This is a genomic window from Stenotrophomonas sp. JAG2 (genome assembly GCF_041080745.1).
Classification (GTDB): Bacteria; Pseudomonadota; Gammaproteobacteria; order Xanthomonadales; family Xanthomonadaceae; genus Stenotrophomonas; species Stenotrophomonas maltophilia_AA.
In genome coordinates, this window is record NZ_JBEUMH010000009.1 from 24,827 (window position 1) to 44,926 (window position 20,100).

23 protein-coding genes are annotated in these 20,100 nt (G+C 67.1%); 15 read left to right on the forward strand and 8 right to left on the reverse strand.

Translation table 11 applies throughout. From position 1 onward, the window contains the following. Window positions 1-40: 40 nt before the first annotated feature. Genes pgl through zwf form a run of 3 tightly spaced genes read right to left on the reverse strand, consistent with a single transcriptional unit; the run spans window position 41 to window position 3,203 of the window. Window positions 41-763, reverse strand: coding sequence for a 6-phosphogluconolactonase (pgl, locus tag AB9O74_RS12855; protein WP_176989683.1), 723 nt, complete (start codon window positions 761-763; stop codon window positions 41-43). Continuing rightward, a complete protein-coding gene (glk, locus tag AB9O74_RS12860) occupies window positions 760-1,767 on the reverse strand; it encodes a glucokinase (protein ID WP_176989684.1) in 1,008 nt (335 codons plus the stop codon). The genes pgl and glk overlap by 4 nt, the downstream gene beginning before the upstream one ends. After that, window positions 1,764-3,203 (reverse strand): glucose-6-phosphate dehydrogenase, encoded by a 1,440-nt coding sequence (zwf, locus tag AB9O74_RS12865; protein WP_369349537.1) that lies wholly within the window; start codon window positions 3,201-3,203, stop codon window positions 1,764-1,766. Before zwf ends, glk begins: the two co-directional genes overlap by 4 nt. A gap of 354 nt (window positions 3,204-3,557) precedes the next feature. Between zwf and AB9O74_RS12870 the strand changes: the two genes are divergently transcribed. Next, window positions 3,558-4,649: an ABC transporter ATP-binding protein gene (locus AB9O74_RS12870; protein WP_176989686.1), complete on the forward strand. Its 1,092-nt coding sequence runs from the start codon at window positions 3,558-3,560 to the stop codon at window positions 4,647-4,649. Window positions 4,650-4,773: 124 nt separating this feature from the next. On the opposite strand, the gene AB9O74_RS12875 is transcribed toward AB9O74_RS12870, so the two are convergent. Beyond that, a complete protein-coding gene (locus tag AB9O74_RS12875) occupies window positions 4,774-5,643 on the reverse strand; it encodes a folate-binding protein YgfZ (protein ID WP_369349538.1) in 870 nt (289 codons plus the stop codon). Between the two features lie 39 nt (window positions 5,644-5,682). On the opposite strand from AB9O74_RS12875, the gene AB9O74_RS12880 reads away from it, so the two are divergent. The 10 genes from AB9O74_RS12880 to AB9O74_RS12925 all read left to right on the forward strand — a co-directional run bounded on the left by AB9O74_RS12880 (window position 5,683) and on the right by AB9O74_RS12925 (window position 12,754). Beyond that, window positions 5,683-5,856: a DUF1674 domain-containing protein gene (locus tag AB9O74_RS12880; protein WP_176989688.1), complete on the forward strand. Its 174-nt coding sequence runs from the start codon at window positions 5,683-5,685 to the stop codon at window positions 5,854-5,856. A gap of 56 nt (window positions 5,857-5,912) precedes the next feature. Further along, window positions 5,913-6,305 (forward strand): succinate dehydrogenase, cytochrome b556 subunit, encoded by a 393-nt coding sequence (gene sdhC / locus AB9O74_RS12885; RefSeq protein ID WP_179459214.1) that lies wholly within the window; start codon window positions 5,913-5,915, stop codon window positions 6,303-6,305. Then, a complete protein-coding gene (gene sdhD / locus AB9O74_RS12890; RefSeq protein WP_176989690.1) occupies window positions 6,302-6,688 on the forward strand; it encodes a succinate dehydrogenase, hydrophobic membrane anchor protein in 387 nt (128 codons plus the stop codon). Before sdhC ends, sdhD begins: the two co-directional genes overlap by 4 nt. 31 nt (window positions 6,689-6,719) lie before the next feature. Further along, window positions 6,720-8,510: a succinate dehydrogenase flavoprotein subunit gene (sdhA, locus tag AB9O74_RS12895; RefSeq protein ID WP_354274217.1), complete on the forward strand. Its 1,791-nt coding sequence runs from the start codon at window positions 6,720-6,722 to the stop codon at window positions 8,508-8,510. Between the two features lie 163 nt (window positions 8,511-8,673). Further along, a complete protein-coding gene (locus AB9O74_RS12900) occupies window positions 8,674-9,459 on the forward strand; it encodes a succinate dehydrogenase iron-sulfur subunit (RefSeq protein ID WP_088432210.1) in 786 nt (261 codons plus the stop codon). 105 nt (window positions 9,460-9,564) lie between these two features. Beyond that, the gene (locus tag AB9O74_RS12905; RefSeq protein ID WP_019183252.1) at window positions 9,565-9,813 is read left to right on the forward strand and encodes a succinate dehydrogenase assembly factor 2; all 249 of its coding nucleotides are present in this window, start codon (window positions 9,565-9,567) and stop codon (window positions 9,811-9,813) included. Then, entirely contained in the window at window positions 9,764-10,213 is a 450-nt protein-coding gene (locus tag AB9O74_RS12910) for a hypothetical protein (RefSeq protein WP_369349539.1), read from the forward strand. The genes AB9O74_RS12905 and AB9O74_RS12910 overlap by 50 nt, the downstream gene beginning before the upstream one ends. 23 nt (window positions 10,214-10,236) lie before the next feature. Further along, window positions 10,237-11,478, forward strand: a complete 1,242-nt coding sequence (locus AB9O74_RS12915; RefSeq protein ID WP_176989693.1) for a lipoprotein-releasing ABC transporter permease subunit — start codon at window positions 10,237-10,239, stop codon at window positions 11,476-11,478. Continuing rightward, window positions 11,471-12,184: a lipoprotein-releasing ABC transporter ATP-binding protein LolD gene (gene lolD, locus AB9O74_RS12920; RefSeq protein ID WP_369349540.1), complete on the forward strand. Its 714-nt coding sequence runs from the start codon at window positions 11,471-11,473 to the stop codon at window positions 12,182-12,184. Before AB9O74_RS12915 ends, lolD begins: the two co-directional genes overlap by 8 nt. A 105-nt stretch (window positions 12,185-12,289) precedes the next feature. Further along, window positions 12,290-12,754, forward strand: a complete 465-nt coding sequence (locus AB9O74_RS12925; protein ID WP_176989695.1) for a DUF6491 family protein — start codon at window positions 12,290-12,292, stop codon at window positions 12,752-12,754. Window positions 12,755-12,777: 23 nt separating this feature from the next. On the opposite strand, the gene AB9O74_RS12930 is transcribed toward AB9O74_RS12925, so the two are convergent. From AB9O74_RS12930 to ftsY, 3 genes are read right to left on the reverse strand one after another with little or no spacing between them, the layout of a single operon-like run. After that, entirely contained in the window at window positions 12,778-13,047 is a 270-nt protein-coding gene (locus AB9O74_RS12930; RefSeq protein ID WP_019183247.1) for an oxidative damage protection protein, read from the reverse strand. 4 nt (window positions 13,048-13,051) lie between these two features. Next, window positions 13,052-14,191 carry an A/G-specific adenine glycosylase gene (gene mutY / locus AB9O74_RS12935; protein WP_369349541.1) on the reverse strand — a complete coding sequence of 380 codons (1,140 nt, stop codon included), beginning with the start codon at window positions 14,189-14,191 and terminating at the stop codon, window positions 13,052-13,054. A gap of 50 nt (window positions 14,192-14,241) precedes the next feature. Beyond that, entirely contained in the window at window positions 14,242-15,705 is a 1,464-nt protein-coding gene (ftsY, locus tag AB9O74_RS12940) for a signal recognition particle-docking protein FtsY (protein WP_369349542.1), read from the reverse strand. Between the two features lie 165 nt (window positions 15,706-15,870). Here ftsY and AB9O74_RS12945 point away from each other — a divergent pair, with 165 nt between their 5' ends. After that, window positions 15,871-16,167 (forward strand): hypothetical protein, encoded by a 297-nt coding sequence (locus AB9O74_RS12945; RefSeq protein ID WP_369349543.1) that lies wholly within the window; start codon window positions 15,871-15,873, stop codon window positions 16,165-16,167. A 49-nt stretch (window positions 16,168-16,216) separates the two neighbouring features. Here the strand turns inward: AB9O74_RS12945 and htpG are convergent, their stop codons facing one another. Then, window positions 16,217-18,115, reverse strand: a complete 1,899-nt coding sequence (gene htpG, locus AB9O74_RS12950; protein WP_179459204.1) for a molecular chaperone HtpG — start codon at window positions 18,113-18,115, stop codon at window positions 16,217-16,219. Between the two features lie 285 nt (window positions 18,116-18,400). Here htpG and rsmD point away from each other — a divergent pair, with 285 nt between their 5' ends. The 3 genes from rsmD to AB9O74_RS12965 are packed head-to-tail and all read left to right on the forward strand — an operon-like array spanning window position 18,401 to window position 20,059. Beyond that, on the forward strand, window positions 18,401-19,003 hold the full coding sequence (gene rsmD, locus AB9O74_RS12955) for a 16S rRNA (guanine(966)-N(2))-methyltransferase RsmD (protein WP_346477913.1): 603 nt from the start codon (window positions 18,401-18,403) through the stop codon (window positions 19,001-19,003). A 7-nt stretch (window positions 19,004-19,010) separates the two neighbouring features. Continuing rightward, window positions 19,011-19,520, forward strand: coding sequence for a pantetheine-phosphate adenylyltransferase (gene coaD / locus AB9O74_RS12960; RefSeq protein WP_019183241.1), 510 nt, complete (start codon window positions 19,011-19,013; stop codon window positions 19,518-19,520). 47 nt (window positions 19,521-19,567) lie between these two features. Next, on the forward strand, window positions 19,568-20,059 hold the full coding sequence (locus AB9O74_RS12965; RefSeq protein ID WP_070427135.1) for a hypothetical protein: 492 nt from the start codon (window positions 19,568-19,570) through the stop codon (window positions 20,057-20,059). Window positions 20,060-20,100 lie beyond the last annotated feature (41 nt).

Here is a 20,100-nt window from a genome sequence, read left to right on the forward strand (position 1 = left end):
ACCGGCTATGAGAAGGCGAACGGAACAACACCGGGGCAACTCAGTCACACCAGTGGACGCGCAGTTTCGCGCCGTCGAGATCGATCGCGTTGAGGATGGGATACAGCTGCGGATTGTTGCTTTCCAGCGCGTGCTTGAGCACTTCCAGCTTCTGCTTGCCACGCAGCAGCAACAGGCGCTGGCGGCTCTGCTTCAGGCCGTGTGGCGTGAGGGTGATGCGCAGCGGCCACTGGTTGGCACCGGGGCAGCCGGTGGCATCCAGCGCCGCGTAGGGCAGGGTGCTTTCCAGTGCGCGGGTCAGATCCTTCGAACCCGGGAACAGCGAGGCGGTGTGGCCGTCATTGCCCATGCCGAGCACGCTCAGGCAGGGCCGCTGGCTGTGCTGGGCCTGCAGGTTGGCGCTGTAGACGCACTCGGGCAACGGCTTGCCGACCCGCACCAGCGGATCGAAATGCGCGCCTTCGGCACGGGTGAGGAAGCTCTCCTTCACCAGCCATGCATTGCTGTCGCGATCCTGCGGCGAGAGCCAGCGCTCATCGACCAGGCTCACTTCCACCCGGTCCCATTGAACGTCCAGCTCGGCCAGCGCCTGGTAGACCGGCGCCGGCGTGGTGCCGCCGGAGAGTAGCATGCGCGCCCGGCCGAATTCGGCGATGTCGCGGTTGAGCTCGGCCGCCATTTCGGCGGCGACGGCTTCGATCCAGCCATCGGCATCGCCATGGCGGATCAGGGTGAAACGATCGGACGTATCCAGGGTATTCATGCGGTGCCTCCCGGCAGATCGCGTTCCACATCCGCCGCATACGCGGCCGCGCCGAGCAGGCCGGGGCTGGGGTGCATCACCGCCAGTGACGGCACCTTGGACATGATCGAAGAGAAGCGGCCCTTGTGTTCAAAGCGCTGGCGGAAGCCGGAGTGCTGCAGCGAATCGAGCATCTTCGGCACCAGGCCGCCGGTCAGGAACACGCCGTCCCAGGCGCCCTGCATCAGCACCAGGTCGCCGGCGATCGCGCCGAACACCGCGCAGAACACATCCACGGTGCGCATCGCCTGCGGGTCGCCATGCAGCGCACGCGCGGTGACGTCCACTGGCTGCAGCTGGCCCGGATCGATATCGGCCATCTCGCACACGGCGCGATGGATGTTGACCAGGCCCGGGCCGCAGATCAGGCGCTCGTTGGAGACACGGCCGAACTGCTCGGACAGGATCTCCAGGATGCGGATCTCCTCTGGCGTGCCTGGCGGGAAGCTGACGTGGCCTCCTTCGGTTTCCAGCGGGTAGCAGCGGCCGTGGCGCAGGATCAGCCCGCCCACGCCCAGCCCGGTGCCCGGGCCGATCACCGCATAGTTGCGCGGCTGGCCGGGTTTGCCCGGCACCCACGCCGCGCCGCCGACCTGGATCACGTCCTGCGGCTGCAGCAGCGAAATCGCCATCGCCTGGGCGGCGAAGTCGTTGATCAGGTGCAGCTCGTCGAAGCCGAGCATGTGCGCGGTGCGCATGCGCGAGATCACCCACGGGTGATTGGTGATGCGCGCCTCGTCACCGTCGACGCGGCCGGCCACGGCGAACACGCCGCGTTTTGCCTCCGCGCCGATCTCGTCCAGATAGTGGCGCGCCGCCTCACCGAGCGACGGGAACTCCGCGACGCGGAACTCGCGGATGCTGTCCTGCTGCAGCGGCGCGGCCAGCGAGGTATCGGCCAGGGCGAAGCGTGCGTTGGTACCTCCGATATCCGCGACGAGGACCGGCTGGGACAACACCGTCATGCCTGATCACCGTGGACAGCGTCGGCCTCGGCGTCGGCGGGCAGGAAGCCGGTGGCTTCCCGCGGACCCCATTCGCCGGCCGGGTAGGGCTGCAGCGGCAGCTTGGCTTCCTTCCACGCGTCGCTGACGCTGTCGATCCAGGCCCAGGCGGCGCGCACTTCGTCATCGCGCACGAACAGCGCATGGTTGCCGTTGAACGCATCCAGGAACAGGCGCTCGTAGGCGATGCGACGGTGCAGGCCGGTCGGCACGGACAGTTCCAGTTCCAGCGGATGCAGTTCCAGCGCGCCCCATTCCGGGCCGGCCAGCGAGCTCATCAGGCCCAGCTCGATGTTCTCCTGCGGCTGCAGCTGGAAGGTGATGCGGTTCGGGGTCGCGTTGCGGCGGTGCGGGCGCTCGAACAGCCAGTGGGTGACCGGCTTCAGCGTGACCACCACGCGGGTGGTGCGCTCGGCCAGGCGCTTGCCGGTGACCAGGTGGAACGGCACGCCGGACCAGCGCCAGTTGTCGATATGCGCGGTGACCCCGGCGAAGGTTTCCACATCGCTGCCTTCCGGCGGCTGGTAGGCCTGCGCGGGCTGGCCGTTGATGGTGCCGGCGGTGTAGCGGCCGCGCACGCTGTCGCGTGCGGCGTGCTTGGCGGTGAGCGGGCGCAGGGCGCGCAGCACTTTGACCTTTTCATCGCGGATGCGGTCGGCTTCCAGCGAGGCCGGCGGCTCCATCGCGACCAGGCAGAGCAACTGCAGGATGTGGCTCTGGACCATGTCGCGCAGCGCGCCGGAGCGGGCGTAGTAGGCATCGCGACCGTCCACGCCCTCGCTCTCGGCGACCAGGATGTGCACCGATTCGATGTAGTTGCGGTTCCATACCGCTTCGAGCAGCGTGTTGCCGAAGCGCAGCGCGATCAGGTTCTGCACCGCGGCCTTGCCCAGGTAGTGATCCAGGCGGAACACGCGGTCTTCGTCGATCCACTGGCCGATGGTGGAGATGATCTCCTCGGCGCTGGCACTGTCGCTGCCGATCGGCTTCTCCAGCATCAGGCGGTGCGGAGCGGCCAACGCGCCGCCCTTGGCCAGCCCTTCGCAGGTGGAGATGTACAGGCCCGGCGGAATGGCCAGGTAGCTCACGCAGTGGCGGTCGACCAGATCGCTGACCGACTCGGCCACCGAGTCCGGATCGCGCAGATCCACCGAGCGGTAGTCGATGCGCTGGAGCAGCGAGTGGATGTCGTCCTGGCTGGCCATCGGCATGGCCTGCTGCAGGCGCGGGCGCAGGATCTCGCGGAAGGCTTCGGTATCGTGCGGCGACAGCGCCAGCGCACGGACCTTGAAGTCCTCGGGGAGCAGACCGTCACCCAGCAATCGCAGCAGCGAGGGGAACAGATAGCGCTGGGCCAGGTCACCTGTGGCGCCAAACAGGAAAAGGGTGTCGTGCATCGCTCGAGTTTCAGATCCGGGTGACATCGTTGTCAATCGCTTCTCGTCTAAGTTCTCGGGGGTCGGGCGGGGTCCGTTGTCTGCTTGTTGCAGGTGCAGCACGCCCCATGGATTCCGCCCGGCATGATGGCCTGCCAACCCGGTGTCGTGGGGGATATCGCATCCTCCCCGGCATCCAGGTCACGGCCGACTATCGGATAGTGCCACGTGAAAACGTTTACATGGCAGAATGCGCAGACTGTATTCGATTGCAGTGGTCGCCGTCATGCGGCACCACGCCATCGACCTGCCATCGGGAGGGCCGAAGGCAGTTCCGCATAACAGCCCGGAGACCGGGCGGACTGGAATGGTGATATGGCAAAAGTGCAGTTGCAGGGCGTTCGCAAGGTCTACGACAACGGTCAGGTGGCCGTGCAGGGCGCGACCTTCGAAGTGGCCGATGGTGAATTGATGGTGCTGGTGGGGCCGTCGGGGTGTGGCAAGTCCACACTGCTGCGCATGGTCGCCGGCCTGGAAGAAATCAGTGGCGGCACGCTGACGATCGGCGACCGCGTGGTCAACGACGTGGCGCCCAAGGACCGCGACATCGCCATGGTGTTCCAGAGCTATGCGCTGTACCCGCACATGACCGTGGCCGAGAACCTGGCCTTCGGTCTGAAGCTGCGCGGGCACGACAAGGCCACGATCAGCAAGCGGGTGGGCGAGGCGGCCGAAACGCTGGGCCTGACCGACATGCTCGACAAGCTGCCCAAGGCGATGTCCGGCGGCCAGCGTCAGCGCGTCGCGCTGGGCCGGGCGCTGGTGCGCGAGCCGGCGGTGTTCCTGCTCGATGAGCCGCTGTCCAACCTGGACGCCAAGCTGCGCCACAGCGTGCGCACGGAAATCGCGCAGCTGCATCGCAAGCTCGGCACCACCATGATCTACGTGACCCACGATCAGGTGGAAGCGATGACCCTGGGCCAGCGGATCGTGGTGCTGAAGGATGGCGTGATCCAGCAGATCGATACCCCGATGGCGCTGTACGACCGTCCGGCCAATCTGTTCGTGGCCGGCTTCCTCGGCAGCCCGGCGATGAACGTGCTGCGCGGCACTCTGCAGCGCACCGACAGTGGCTATGCCGTGCAGGACACCGCACTGACCGCACCGCTGGGCCAGGCCCGGATCGATCAGGCATGGGTCGGCAGGGCGATCGCCGTGGGCGTGCGCCCGGAGCATCTGCAGCCGGCCGCGGCCGGGGATGCGACCGCGTTCGAGGCGATGATCGATGGCATCGAGCCGGTCGGCAACGAGATCTTCGTCAACATGACCAGCGGCGGCCAGCCATTGGTGATGCGCGTGGCGCCGCAGGCGTTGCCGTCCGTTGGCGAGCCGATCCGCGTGGCGATCCACCCGCAGGGCCTGCATTTCTTCGATGCAGAGACCGGCGAGCGCTTGAACGACGCCTAAGGCGGGGACGGGTTACGCGGTGCGCCGACCAACGGTCGGCGCCTACCGGGGAGTAGGTCACGACCGTTGGTCGTGACCGTGATCGGACCGGGGCGCGTACGCATCGACCAACGGTCGATGCCTGTTACCGCGCCAGGCCGTCCAGCAAGGGCAGGTGGGCGGCGTCAACCCCGCCGACCGTCAACGGCTCCGGCGCGATCTCCAGCGGCAGCACTGCCAGGGCCAGGTCACCGGCCACCGAGGCGACCGTGCCGATCGCCGCCTCGTTCTGCTGCACCTGCGTGCCGCTGGTCGTGCCCTCCACGACCCGCAGCAGCTGCAGGGCGCGCTTGGCCTTGCCCAGGAAATGGGTGCGGGCCACGATTTCCTGGCCCGGGTAGCAGCCCTTCTTGACGCTGTACCCGTTCAGGCGGTCCAGCCCCAGCTGCTGTGGCGTCCACTGTTCACGCTGATCGGCGTCCAGTCGCGGCAGCCCATAACGCAGGTCGGACTGGCGCCAGGCCAGTGCGATATCCGCGCTGTCCGCGGCGGCGGCCACGGCATCGGCGGCACCGATCCGCAGGCTGCGCGGAAGCGCGTCGCTGCCCAGGTCCAATTCCACGGTTTCGCCAGCAAGTTGCGCAATCGCGGCGCCGGAGGCCGCTTCGGGGGCGGTGAAGCTCGCCACCACGGCCAGGTCGTTGCGCACCTCGATCCGGACCTTGCGGCGGAATACAAAACGCTGCAACTGCGACGCAATCGCATCGGCGTCGCCGTCGGCGAGCAGCAGCACGATGCGCTCCTCGTCCAGCCGCAACAGCTGGAACACAGCAATGGTGCGGCCCTTGGCCGTCAGCCAGGCGCTCCACTGCCAATGCCGCAGGGGCAGGGCGGCGACATCGCTGGAGAATTGGGCATGGGCGAACGCTGCCGCATCGGCACCGCTGAGGCTGAGCAGCTGGTGACCGGGGAGGCGCGAAAAGCCGGCGAAATCGGAGGGCAGGTTGTCAGGCACGTGAACGGGGTCTAAAATTTGTGCGTTGCGAGAACACCCATGATAGGCCAAACAACCCCCACTCCAGATTCTGAAGCTGAAGGCACGCTGGTACCGGAGAAGCAGCCGCTTCCCGAGACCGACGCATTGCCTTTGGAAATCGGCGGCCGCGGCGGACTTGATCCGGTGCGGTACGGAGATTGGGAAAAAAACGGACGCTGCATCGATTTCTGATCAGCATTGAGCCAACGCGGCATTGCGCCGCCCAGCCGAGACAACGAGCCCAGCGAATGGCCGCCAGAGAACGTCCCCTTTCCCCGCACCTTCAGGTGTATCGCTGGCAGATTCAGATGGCCACCTCGATCCTGCATCGAGCCACCGGCATCTTTCTGTCTGTTGGAGCCCTGATCATCGCCGGCGGCCTGCTCGCCCTGATGATGGGCCCTGAATCCTGGAACTGCTTCACCGGCCATGCCGGCAGCTGGTACGGCAAGCTGTTCCTGTTCGCCTGGAGCTGGTCCTTCGCCTACCACCTGTGCAATGGCATCCGCCATATCGTGCAGGACTTCGCGATCGGCTTCTCCATTCCCGCCTTCGTGCGCAGCAGCTGGGTCTCGGTCTTCGCCAGCCTGGTGATCACCGCCCTGATCTGGGCCTACGTCTTCCTGGGAGCGGCCGCATGAACAAGTACCGTACCCCGCTGAAGAACGTGCGTGGCCTGGGCGCCGCCAAGACCGGCACCGAGCATTTCGTGCTGCAGCGCCTGACCGCCACCGCGCTGGTCGGCCTGACCATCTGGTTCCTGGTGTTCGTGCTGAGCCTGATCGGCGCCGATTACGTGACCGCCACCGACGCGGTGTCCAAGCCGTGGAACGCGGTGCTGCTGGTCGGCTTCCTGGTCGCGATGTTCTGGCATGCCCAGCTCGGCCTGCAGGTCGTGCTGGAAGACTACATCCACAATTCGCTGCTGGCCCTGGCGCTGCAGACCACGGTGAAGTTCATCGCCGTGCTCGGCGGGATCGTCAGTGTTTTTGCGGTCGCCCGCATCGCGCTCGGCGTCGCCTGAGTCCAGGCACCAAGACAGGAATCCAGATTAGATGTCCGCTTACAAGATTACGGAACACAAGTACGACATGGTCGTGGTCGGCGCCGGCGGTGCTGGCCTGCGCGCCACGTTCGGCCTTGCCGCCAAGGGCCTGCAGACGGTCTGTCTGACCAAGGTCTTCCCGACCCGTTCGCACACCGTGGCCGCGCAGGGCGGTATTTCCGCCGCGCTGGGCAACATGGGCGAAGACGACTGGCGCTACCACTTCTTCGACACCATCAAGGGCTCGGATTGGCTGGGTGACCAGGACGCCATCGAGTACATGTGCCGCGAAGCGATCCCGGCCATCATCGAGCTGGAACACTACGGTGTGCCGTTCAGCCGTACCGAAGAGGGCAAGATCTACCAGCGCCCGTTCGGCGGCATGACCACCAAGTACGGCGAAGGCCCGTCCGCGCAGCGCACCTGCGCCGCCGCCGACCGTACCGGCCACGCCATGCTGCACACGCTGTACCAGCAGTCGCTGGCCCACAACGCGCGCTTCATGATCGAGTACTTCGCGCTCGACCTGATCTTCGATGACGAAGGCGTCTGCCGCGGCGTGCTCGCGCTGGACATGGCCGACGGCTCGCTGCACCTGTTCCGCGCCCACGGCGTGGTGCTGGCCACCGGCGGCTACGGCCGCGCCTACTTCAGCGCCACCTCGGCCCACACCTGCACCGGCGACGGCGGCGGTCTGGTCATGCGTGCCGGCCTGCCGATGCAGGACATGGAGTTCGTGCAGTTCCACCCGACCGGTATCTACGGCGCGGGCTGCCTGATCACCGAGGGCGTGCGCGGCGAAGGCGGCATCCTGCGCAACAGCAACGGCGAGCGCTTCATGGAGCGCTATGCACCGCACTACAAGGATCTGGCTTCGCGCGACGTGGTGTCGCGTTCGATGACCATCGAGATCCGCGAAGGCCGCGGCGTCGGCGAGCACAAGGATCACATCCTGCTCGACCTGACCCACCTCGGCCCGGGCGTCATCGACGACAAGCTGCCGGGTATCGCCGAAAGCGCGCGCATCTTCGCCGGCGTGGACGTGCACTCCCAGCCGATCCCGGTCATCCCGACCGTGCACTACAACATGGGCGGCATCCCGACCAACTACCACGGCGAAGTCGTGCGCAAGGTCGGCGACAACCCCGATGCGGTCGTGCCGGGCCTGTACGCCATCGGCGAAGCGGCCTGCGTGTCCGTGCACGGCGCCAACCGCCTGGGCTCGAACTCGCTGCTGGATCTGGTCGTGTTCGGCCGTGCGGTGGCCAACCGCTGCGCCGACACCATCAAGTCCGGCGCACCGCACAAGACCCTGCCGTCCGATGCCTGCGACAAGGCCCTGGGCCTGCTCGACAAGCTGCGTTACGCCAACGGCGACACCCCGACCTCGGTCATCCGCGACCGCATGCAGCGCACCATGCAGAACGACGCGGCGGTGTTCCGCACCAGCAAGACGCTGGAAGAGGGCTGCAGCAAGATGGCCGAGATCTTCGACTCCTTCCAGGACGTCAAGGTCTCCGACCGTTCGCTGGTGTGGAACTCGGACCTGATCGAAACCTACGAGCTGAACAACCTGCTGCTCAACGCGGTGGCGACGATCAACTCGGCCGAACAGCGCAAGGAAAGCCGCGGCGCGCATGCGCATGAGGACTTCCCGGACCGCGACGACGTCAACTGGCAGAAGCACACGCTGGTCAACGTCGACGAAAACGGCAAGTGCGAGTTCGACTACCGTCCGGTCCACATGTACACGCTCAGCAAGGACGTGGACGTCGTCCCGCCCAAGCCGCGCGTTTACTAAGAGACCTGCGGCATGACCTCCGTCCACGCAGCGCTCGCGACCGCCGCCACCCGCACGGGTGGGGTGGCGCGTGCGCCGCTGGCCGGTGGTGTCGACTTCCTCATCTTCCGTGCTACCCGCGCCTGCTCCGCAGCGCGAGCCGCCTGAGCCAACGAGAACAGCCATGGCCGAGTTTTCCCTCCCCAAGAATTCCAAGATCGGAAAGGGCAAGCACTTCCCCGCCCAGACCGGTGCGAAGAACACCCGCACCTTCAAGATCTACCGCTGGAGTCCCGACGACGACAGCAATCCGCGCACCGATACGTATGAGATCGATCTGGACGCCTGCGGCCCGATGGTCCTGGACGCGCTGATCAAGATCAAGAACGAGATCGATCCGACCCTGACCTTCCGCCGTTCGTGCCGCGAGGGCATCTGCGGTTCGTGCGCGATGAACATCGACGGCACCAACACGCTGGCCTGCACCCGCGCGATTGCCGATTGCGGCAAGGCTGAAGTGCCGATCTACCCGCTGCCGCACATGAGCGTGGTCAAGGATCTGGTGCCGGACCTGACCCACTTCTACGCGCAGTACGCCTCGATCAAGCCGTGGATCCGTACCCAGACCCCGCCGCCGCCGGACCGCGAGCGCCTGCAGTCGCCGGAAGACCGCAAGAAGCTGGACGGCCTGTACGAGTGCATCCTGTGCGCGTGCTGCTCGACCAGCTGCCCGAGCTACTGGTGGAACGGCGAGCGTTACCTGGGCCCAGCCATCCTGCTGCAGGCCTACCGCTGGATCATCGACTCGCGCGATGAAGACACCGGTGCGCGCCTGGACGAGCTGGAAGACCCGTTCAAGCTGTACCGCTGCCACACCATCATGAACTGCTCACGCACCTGCCCGAAGGGCCTGAACCCGGCGCTGGCCATTGCCGAGATCAAGAAGCTGATGATGGCGCGCCGCGCCTGATCCAGGGGTGTCCTGTAGCGCCACGCCATGCGGGGTTCTGCAGAAATCGATCGAAACGGTAGAGCCACGCCATGCGTGGCTTTGCCTTATCTGGAAACGCAGAAAATGGATGAAGCAACCGAACTGAAAAAGCTGCGCTGGCGTTGCCGCCGTGGCATGCGCGAGCTGGACCAGCTGTTCGGCCGTTATCTGGACCGTTGCTGGCTGCAGGCACCGACAGACGAGCGCGAGGTTTTCCTGTTCCTGCTCGAGAGCGAGGACGATAAGTTGTGGCGCTGGTTCATGGGCTACGAGGAGTGCCCGCATGCCGCGCCCGCCGCCCTCATCGCCCGGATCCGCGCCCTTCCGGCGTGAGTGGCATCCCTCGCGCTGGCAGTGCCGTGCGCTGATCGCCATGGGGGCGCTGATGCCCTGGGCGCTGTGGGCGACCGATCTGCCCGCGCCGTGGGGCCTGGGGCTGGGCGTGGTGGCGATGGCCGGTACCTGGTGGGAGGCATGGCGCTATGCGCGCCGCCCGGGGTGCGTCTTCCTGATCCCGGTCGATGACGCCCCGGCGCAGGTGGATGACGCGCCGGTCGAGGAGCTGCAGATGCGGCGCCGCGGCCCGCTGGTGCAGCTGGCCTGGCGGCACGAGGGGCGCCGCCACTGGCGTTTGTTCTGGCCCGATACCCTCCCGCAGGGGCAGGCACGTGAACTGCGACTAGCCGTCCGGGCACACTGCATTTCCCGTTCACCCCCTGCAGTGGCACCATAGCCTGAATTGTCCGGCGTACCTGCATGTTCAAACCCATACCTGTCTCGATTGGCCTGCGCTACCTGCGCGCCAAACGCCGCAACGGCTTCATCTCCTTCATCTCCATGGCCTCGATCCTCGGCATTGCCCTGGGCGTGACCGTGCTGATCACCACGCTGGCGGTCATGAGCGGTTTCCAGAAGGAAATCCGCGATCGCCTGCTGCAGATGACCGCGCATACCACCATCACCACCGACGGCGCGCCGATGGCCGACTGGGCGCATGCGGTGGAGGTGGCGAAAAAGGATCCGCGTGTCGCCGGCGCGGCGCCGTACATCGAAATCCAGGCCATGCTCAGCGGTCCCCGCGTGCAGGGCGCCATCGTGCAGGGCATCGACCCGGCGCTGGAGCCGAACGTCTCGGTGATCAACCAGAAGGTCAAGAAGGGCAGTTTCGACAGCCTGACCGCGGGCAGCTACAACCTGCTGGTCGGCCAGGAACTGGCGATCTACCTCGGTGTCGGCGTGGGCGATACCGTGCTGGTGACGCTGGCGGAAGTGCAGGGCACGCCGATCGGTGCGATCCCGCGCATGAAGCGCTTCACCGTCAGTGGCATCTTCGAAGCCGGCTACAACGAGGTCGACCGTGGCGTGGCATACGCCAACATGGCCGATCTGGAAAAAGTACTGCGCATCGACGGCGTCACCGGCGTGCGCCTCAAGCTGCATGACATGGACAAGGCGCTGGACGTCGGTGTCGATCTTGCCCACAACCTGACCGGCGCCTACCGCGTCAGCGACTGGACCCAGCAGAACGCCAACCTCTACCACTCGCTGCGCATGGAGAAAGTGGTGATGGGCATCCTGCTCTCGCTGATCATCGCCATGGGCGCCTTCAACCTGGTGTCCTCGCAGGTGATGCTGGTCACCGACAAGCAGGCGGACATCGCGATCCTGCGCACGCTCGGGCTCACCCCGGGTGGGGTCATGCAGGTGTTCATGGTGCAGGGCTCGCTGATCGGCATCTTCGGCACCGTGCTCGGCGTGATCGGCGGCATCACCCTGACCTTGAACCTGGAGCGCATCCTCGGTGCGATCGAGACGCTGTTCAACGTCAAGCTGCTGCCGGAAGACGTCTACTACATCACCGGCCTGCCGACCGACATGCAGACCCCGGACATCATCATGATCACGGCCGTGGCGCTGGTCATGAGCTTCCTTGCCACCCTGTATCCCGCCTGGCGCGCGGCACGCACCCAGCCGGCGGAGGCCCTGCGTTATGAATGAAGCACTCACCCTGGGCGAGGAAGTCATCCGCGCCGAAGCCCTGGCGAAGACCTACGCCGAAGGCCGCATGCAGACGCCCGTGTTCAACGGGTTGGACCTGCGCGTGGCTGCCGGCGAAACCGTGGCGATCATCGGTGCCTCCGGCGCCGGCAAGAGCACCCTGCTGCACCTGCTGGGCGGCCTGGATACCCCGACGGCGGGCGAGGTCTATGTGGCCGGCCAGCGCATGTCCGGCCTGTCCGACAGTCAGCGCGGCCGGCTGCGCAACCGCGCGCTCGGCTTCGTCTACCAGTTCCACCACCTGCTGCCCGAATTCACCGCGCTGGAAAACGTGATGATGCCGGTGCTGCTCGGGGGCGAAGAAGTGGAGGACGCGCGCACCCGCGCGCAGGCGCTGCTGGAGTCGGTCGGCCTGGCCCATCGCCTGGACCACAAGCCCGGTGAACTCTCCGGTGGTGAGCGCCAGCGCGCTGCCGTGGCCCGCGCCCTGGTCAACCGGCCGGCCTGCGTGCTCGGCGACGAGCCGACCGGCAACCTGGATGACAAGACGGCGGCGACCGTGTTCGAGCTGATGCTGGAGCTCAACCGCGCACACCACACCAGCCTGGTGCTGGTGACCCACGATCGCTCGCTGGCGCGCAAGCTGGACCGCGTGCTGGAGCTGCGCGAAGGGCGGCTGCACAGCCTGGCCCACAGCGAGGTCTGAGCAGGCATCCATGCCTGCCTGAGCGCTGAACACCCGGCGGGTTCCTCTCGCCGGGAGCACGCCGGGCGGCGCATGATCGGCGCACAGTCCCCAGCAGGAGGCGTCATGAAGCAGACCCTTGCCATCGCGGCCCTGTGCCTTGGGCTGGCCGCGTGCGCCAGTACCGGCCGCCTATCCACCGCGCAGAAGCTCGATCTCTACCGGGCCCACGCCGGGCCGCCGCAGCAGGACATGCCGCTGTACGGTTCGCTGTCAGGCTGGACCGAACTCGGCGAGAGCGCGCTGGCGGTGTGGACGCGCCCGAGCGAAGGCTATCTGCTGGAACTGACCGGGCCGTGCCAGGGGTTGGACTACGCCCCGGCGATCGGCCTGACCAGCCGGGTCGGCCGTGTATCGGCCCGCTTCGACAAGGTGCTGGTGCGTGACCCCACGCCCGGACCGATGAACATGCCGTGCTTCATCAGCAGCATCCGCAAGCTGGACACCAAGGCTCTGCGCAGCTCGGAACAGGCGCTGCGCCAGGCACAGGTGCAGGAGCGCGAAGAAGGCCAGCAGGCGCCAACCCGGTAGTGCCGGCCGCTGGCCGGCCAAGGTCACGCCTCCGGAACGAATCCGGCCGGCTTTTCGGCGCCACCGCTGAACAGATACTTCACCAGTTCCTCTTCCAGGAACGCGCGGTGCTTGGGATCACGCGGCGACAGCCGGTTTTCGTTGATCAGCATGGTCTGGTGCGCCAGCCACGCGGCCCACGCCGGCTTGCCGATATGGTTGAAGATGCGCTGGCCCAGCTCGCCGGGGTAGGGCACGAAGTCCAGGCCTTCGGCGTCGCGTTGTTCGTACTGGCAGAAAACGGTGCGGGGCATAGCGTTACTCGATGTCTTGGGATGTTGCTGCGCGCCGCATTGTACGGCGCTTGGGCTGAGCGGGCGGTGCACCGGTCTCCAGCAGCTTGCGGATCGGCGCGGGCAGGCCCAGCGTGGCCCGTTCTTCGGCGGCGACCCAGCGCAGCCCCTCGGCCTCGTTGCGCAGGCCCTGCACCGTTGCCACCAGCACCTGCAGGTGCAGCCGGTAGTGGCTGAAGGTGTGCTCCAGCACCGGCAACGGCTCGGCATCGTCCAGCGAACCCTCAATGTGCGCGTCGAACCAGTCCTGCAGCGCGACCCCGCTGTCGGCCTGGGGCAGGGTCCATAGCTGTGCCCAGATCCCCGTGTCCGGCCGCTTCTGCAGCAGCACCCGGCCGCGCGCATCGCGCAGCAGCAGCGCCACCGCCTCGCGTTCGGGCAGGGTCTTGCCCGGCTTGGGCGTCGGCAGCTGATCGGTGCGGCCCTCGCGACGCGCCACGCAGGTGGCCTGCAGCGGGCAGATCACGCAGGCCGGTCGGCTGCGGCTGCAGACGCTGGCGCCCAGGTCCATCTGCGCCTGGGTGTAATCGACCATGCGCGATGCCGGTACCTGCGCCGCGTGCGCCTCGGCCACCGCCCACAGCTGCTTCTCGATCGCCGGCAGCCCCGGGAAGCCCTCGATGCCGTGATAGCGGGTCAGTACGCGTTTGACGTTGCCGTCGAGAATCGCGAACCGATCATTCCAGGCCTGGCTGAGGATCGCGCCCGCGGTACTGCGGCCGATGCCGGGCAGCGCGTGCAGCGCATCGAAATCCCGCGGCAGCTCGCCGTCGTGCAGTTCGACGCAGCGTTGTGCAGCGGCATGCAGGTTGCGTGCACGGGCGTAGTACCCGAGCCCGGCCCACTGTGCCATCACCGCATCATTGCTGGCCGCGGCCAGGTCGGGCAGGGTCGGGAACACATCGAGGAATTTCAGGAAGTACGGGATGACCGTGCCGACCTGGGTCTGCTGCAGCATGATCTCCGACAGCCACACCCGGTACGGGCTGCGTGGGTGCTGCCACGGCAGGTCATGCCGGCCGTGGTCGTCGAACCAGTGCAGCAGCCGCGCGACGAAGACATCGTCGGTCGGCACCGGGGCGCTGGCGGGAGGCTGGCGGGTCATGCAGGTTCCGGAGGAAGGGGGAGAGCCACGCCATGCGTGGCTGCATCGGCTCAGGCGCCCAGTGCTTCCGGCAGCAGTGCGTCGACGAAGGCTTCCGGATCGAACACGCGCAGGTCTTCCGGGCGCTCGCCGATGCCGCAGAAGCGGATCGGAATGCCGAACTCACGGGCCAGCGCGAACACCACGCCACCCTTGGCCGTGCCGTCCAGCTTGGTCACCACCAGGCCGGTCACGTTGACCGCCGCATGGAACTGACGCAGCTGCGACAGCGCGTTCTGGCCGGTGGTGCCATCGATGACCATCAGCACTTCGTGCGGGGCATCGGGATCGATCTTGCCGAGCACGCGGCGGATCTTGCCCAGCTCGTTCATCAGGCCGGCCTGGGTGTGCAGGCGGCCGGCGGTATCGGCGATCAGCACTTCGGTGCCGCGGGCCTTGCCGGCCTGCAGCGCATCGAAGGCGACCGAGGCCGCATCGGCGTTCTGGCCCTGCGCGACCACGGCGACGCCGTTGCGTTCGCCCCAGGCCTGCAACTGCGCGACGGCAGCGGCACGGAAGGTATCGCCGGCGGCCAGCATCAGGCTGTGCCCGTCGTCCTTGAAACGCTTGGCCAGCTTGCCGATGGTGGTGGTCTTGCCGACGCCATTGACGCCGACGGTGAGCACCACGAACGGCTTGGCGGTGCGGTCGATGACCAGCGGCCTGGCGACCGGCTGCAGGATCGCGATCAGTTCGGCGCGCAGCGCGGTCAGCAGTGCATTGGCGTCGGTGAACTCGCGCGCCTTCATCCGCTTGCGCAGGCCTTCGACCAGCGCGGTGGTCGCGCCGACGCCGACATCGGCGGTGATCAGCGCGGTTTCCAGCTCGTCGAGCAGGTCGTCATCGAGCTTGGGATTGCGCGAGAACAGGCCGCCGAAACTGCGTGCGATCACGCTGTTGCGCAGGCGCTCGCGCCAGCCGCTCTTGCCGGCGGCGGCGGGGGCCATGTCGTGGGAGGTCGGGCGCTCGGTCACGATGGTCGGGGCGACCGGGGCTGGAGCAACCGGAGCAACCGGAGCAACCGGAGCGACAGACGGTGGTGCGACAGCAGCGGGCGCGGGTGCGCTTACCGGGGCGATCGGTGCTTGAACCGGTGCGGTCACCGCAGGCGCGGGGGCGATCGGTTCCGGTGCAACCGGAGCAGCCACCACGGGTGCGGGCGCAACCGGGGCCGGGGCCACCGGCGCAGCCACCACGGGCACAGGCACCACAGGGGCAGGCACAACCGGCGCGGGAACCACAGGCGCAGGAATCACCGGGGTCGGCGCGATCACGCGCTCTACCGGAGCGGCGGGCTCGGCAGCGGGAACAGCGGTTTCCACCACGGGCGGCAGCGGCGCAGGCGCCGGCGGTGCTCCAGGCTCAGGAGTGGCCTGCGGAAACGCGGCAGCCAGCTCCTCGGTGGAGTAATGCTGGGTCTTGGCCGCCTCTTGCGGGGCGTCCTGGGGCTTTTTGCGACGGAAGAAGCTGAGCATTGGCAAAAGACGCTGAAATCAGAGGGGTATGCTACCACTGCGCCCCGAAGGCCCATGGGCGTGCAGGTGCGGTGGGGCGGGACTCAAGTAATGGCCGATGCGGCCGTTACCTGTTGTGAAGGGCTGCGCCATGTGGGTGCGGCCAGAACAACGAAACGGTGAACGATGAGCGTGATGTCCATTGCCAGCTCAGGCATGCGCGCTGCCTCGCTGGGCGTGCAGGCCGCAGCCTCCAACGTGGCACGGCTGCCGGTCACGGAGACCACCCGGCTGGGTGTCGCCCAGACGACAGCGGCAGGAGGCGGCGTCACCGCCACCGTGGTTACCGCGCCGGACGACGCCAATGCGCCGATCGCGGACGTGTTGACGGCCAGGGAAGCCGCGCTGGCGTTTGCCGCCAACGCGACGGTGGTCCGCCGTCAGGACGAGATGCTGGGCACCCTGCTGGACCGCTGGGCCTGATCCGGTCGGTGTGCCGGCCGCTGTGGCCGGCACCCTCCCGTAGCGCCCGTTACGCCGACAGCTCCAGCAGCAGCTTGTTGAGCCGGCGCACGTACGCCGCCGGGTCCTTCAGCGTGTCGCCCGCGGCCAGCGCGGCCTGGTCGAACAGCACGCGGCTCAGATCGTCGAAGCGCGCGGCATCGCCTTCCTGGTCCAGCTTGCCGATCAGCGGATGGCCCGGGTTGAATTCGAACACCGGCTTGCTGTCGGGCACCTTCTGGCCGCTGGCTTCCAGGATCTGGCGCATCTGCAGGCCCAGGTCCTGTTCGCCGATCGCCAGGATCGCCGGCGAATCGGTCAGGCGGTGCGAAACGCGCACGTCGGCGACGTCGTCACCCAGTGCGGTCTTGATGCGGTCCACCAGCGCCTGCTTGTCCTTGGCGACGGCTTCCTGGGCCTGCTTGTCTTCGGCGCTTTCCAGCGCACCCAGGTCCAGATCGCCACGCGCGACATCGACGAACGACTTGCCGTCGAACTCGGTGAGGTAGCCCATCAGCCACTCGTCGATGCGGTCGGTGAGCAGCAGCACTTCCACGCCCTTCTTGCGGAACACTTCCAGGTGCGGACTGTCCTTGACCTGGGTGTGGCTGTCGCCGGTCAGGAAGTAGATCTTGTCCTGGCCCTCGATCATGCGGCCCACGTAGTCGGCCAGCGAGACGCTGGGCTCGCCGCTGTCGTCATGGGTGGAGGCGAAGCGCAGCAGGCCGGCGATCTTCTCGCGGTTGCCATAGTCTTCCGCCGGACCTTCCTTGAGCACCTGGCCGAACTGCTTCCAGAAGCCGGCATAGACCTCCGGCTTGTCCTTGGCCAGCTTCTCCAGCATGTCCAGCGAGCGCTTGGTCAGCGCCGACTTCATCGAATCGATGACCGGGCCGGACTGCAGGATTTCGCGCGAGACGTTCAAGGAGAGATCGTTGGAATCCACCACGCCCTTGATGAAGCGCAGGTACAGCGGCAGGAACTGCTCGGCCTGGTCCATGACGAAGACGCGCTGGACGTAGAGCTTCAGGCCCTTGGGCGCATCGCGGTGGTACAGGTCGAACGGGGCGTGGCCGGGGACGTACAACAGCGAGGTGTACTCGAGCTTGCCTTCCACCTTGTTGTGGCTCCACGCCAGCGGATCCTGGTGGTCGTGCGCGGCGTGCTTGTAGAACTCCTGGTACTCGGCGTCGGTGATCTCGGTACGCGGCCGCGTCCACAGCGCGCTGGCACGGTTGACGGTTTCCCATTCGATCTCGGCCGGGGCGTCTTCGCCGTGATGTTCCTTGACCATCTGGATCGGCAGGCCGATGTGGTCGGAGTACTTCTTGATGATGCCGCGCAGGCGCCAGCCGTCGGCGAAGTCGCGCTGGTCATCCTTGAGGTGCAGGACGATGCGGGTGCCGCGCTCGGGCTTGTCGATGCCTTCCACGTCGAACTCGCCTTCGCCGCGCGAGGACCAGTGCACGCCCTCGCTGGCGGGCAGGCCGGCGCGACGGGAGTAGACGTCGACCTGGTCGGCGACGATGAAGGCGCTGTAGAAACCAACGCCGAACTGGCCGATCAGCTGGGAGTCCTTCTTCTGGTCGCCGGAGAGCTGGCGCAGGAAGTCGCCGGTGCCGGATTTGGCGATGGTGCCCAGGTGGGCGATCGCTTCGTCACGGCTCATGCCGATGCCGTTGTCGTCGATGGTCAGGGTGTTGGCCGTGGCATCGAAGCTGACGCGGATGCGCAGGTCGCCGTCGTTCTCGAGCAGGTCCGGCTGGGTCAGCGCTTCGAAGCGCAGCTTGTCCGAGGCGTCGGCCGCGTTGGAGATCAGCTCGCGAAGGAAGATTTCCTTGTTGGAGTACAGCGAGTGGATCATCAGCTGCAGCAGCTGTTTGACTTCGGTCTGGAAGCCCAGGGTTTCTTTTTGGGTCTGCACGGTCATGGGTCGTGTTGCTCCTTGGGACATTGCCGCGCCCGGCGCGGCGGCTGGCTCAAGGGGTAGGGGTGGATTGTCCCGAATTCAAGGCCGCCGCCCTCGGCACGTAGGTCGTACGTGCGGCCGGTAGAGCCACGCCATGCGTGGCTGCATTTCCTTCCGGCATCGGGTCGCGGGTGGAGGCAACCACCGGACCGCCTAGAATGTCGTCCTGAACTGCCTGCCATCCGTGCCCATGACCCGTTTCCGCCCGTTCGCCCCTCCCATCGCCCTCTGCCCCAGGAGCCACGCATGAAGCCGCGCCAGCCGGCAGCCGCCGTGGGCCAGGTGCGGATCATCGGGGGCAGGTGGCGTAATACGAAGCTGCCGGTACCGCTGTCGCCGGGGCTGCGGCCCAGCAGTGACCGGGTGCGGGAGACGCTGTTCAACTGGCTGATGCCGCGCCTGGGCGGGGCGCGGGTGCTGGATCTGTTCGCCGGGAGCGGGGCGCTGGGGCTGGAGGCGGTGTCGCGCGGGGCGGCGCAGGCGACGCTGGTCGAGCGCGATGCGGCATTGTCCCGGCAGTTGCGCGAGTCGGTCGCCAGGCTGGGGGCGCAGGACCAGATCGCGGTGGTCCAGGCGGATGCGCTGCAGTGGCTGCGGCAGCCGGCCGGGCCGCTGGCGGATATCGCGTTCGTCGATCCGCCGTTTGCCGATGGGCTGTGGGAGGCGGTGATCGCCGGCCTGCCGTCGCATCTGGCCGCCGATGCCTGGCTGTACGTGGAGTCGCCGGCCGATCAGGCGCCGAAGATGCCCGCGACGTGGCTGCTGCACCGCGAGGGGGGCACCCGGGAGGTCCGTTTTGCCCTGTATCGGCGCGCCACTGCTACACTTTCACCAGACCAACACGCGTAGCTGACGTATGACCGTGGCCAACCGCCGCATTGCCGTGTACCCGGGCACCTTCGATCCGATCACCAACGGTCACATCGATCTGGTGAACCGCGCTGCGCCCCTGTTCGAGAAGGTGGTGGTGGGCGTGGCGCAGAGTCCGTCCAAGGGGCCGACGCTGCCGCTGGAGCTGCGCGTTCAGCTGGCCCGCGATGCGCTGGGCCACAACCGCAACGTGGAAGTGCGTGGCTTCGATACCCTGCTGGCGCATTTCGTGCGCTCGGTGCAGGGCGGGGTGCTGCTGCGCGGCCTGCGCGCGGTGTCCGATTTCGAATACGAATTCCAGATGGCGAGCATGAACCGTCATCTGATCCCGGAGGTCGAGACGCTGTTCCTGACCCCGGCCGAGCAGCACAGCTTCATTTCGTCTTCGCTGGTCCGCGAGATCGCCCGCCTGGGCGGCGACGTGTCCGGCTTTGTGCCGTCCGCCGTGCTTGAGGCGCTGCGCAAGGTCCGTGAAGCGAAGTCGGGCCAAGCGTAGTACCTGTCAGACCCATACATACCAAGAATCACCAAGGGAGGAATTCCATGAACAACACCATGCGTGCCATGTTGATCGCGTCGTTCGCGCTGGCCTTCACCGCCTGCAAGAAGGAAGAGGCCGCACCGGTCGTCGAAGCCCAGCAGGCGCTGGTCGCCCCGGCTGCCGATGACGATGCCGGCTGGAAGAAGTACCTGCAGGCCGTGGCCGTGCAGAACATGGGCAACATCAGCAACAGCCCGTACCTGTACTACCTCTCGCCGGAATCGGATCCGGAATTCGCCGCCAAGTATGAGCGTCAGGTCGAAAGCGCCACCCAGGCCGTCGCCCGTGGCGTGCAGCCGGGCAACATGCTGGCCTTCGGTTCCTCGGCCTCGGCCAAGATGGCCGACATGATCCAGGCCGTGTTCAAGGACGTCTCGCCGGACTCGATGAAGGGTGTGCGCGTGGTCTTCATCGGCAAGGCCGCCGACAACGCCCGCGTCCAGTCGATCATCCAGCCGACCGGCGCCGAGTACATCTTCGTCGAAGCCAAGTAACCCGTGCAGTGGCGGCCGCGCCTTGTGCGCGGCCCGGGTGG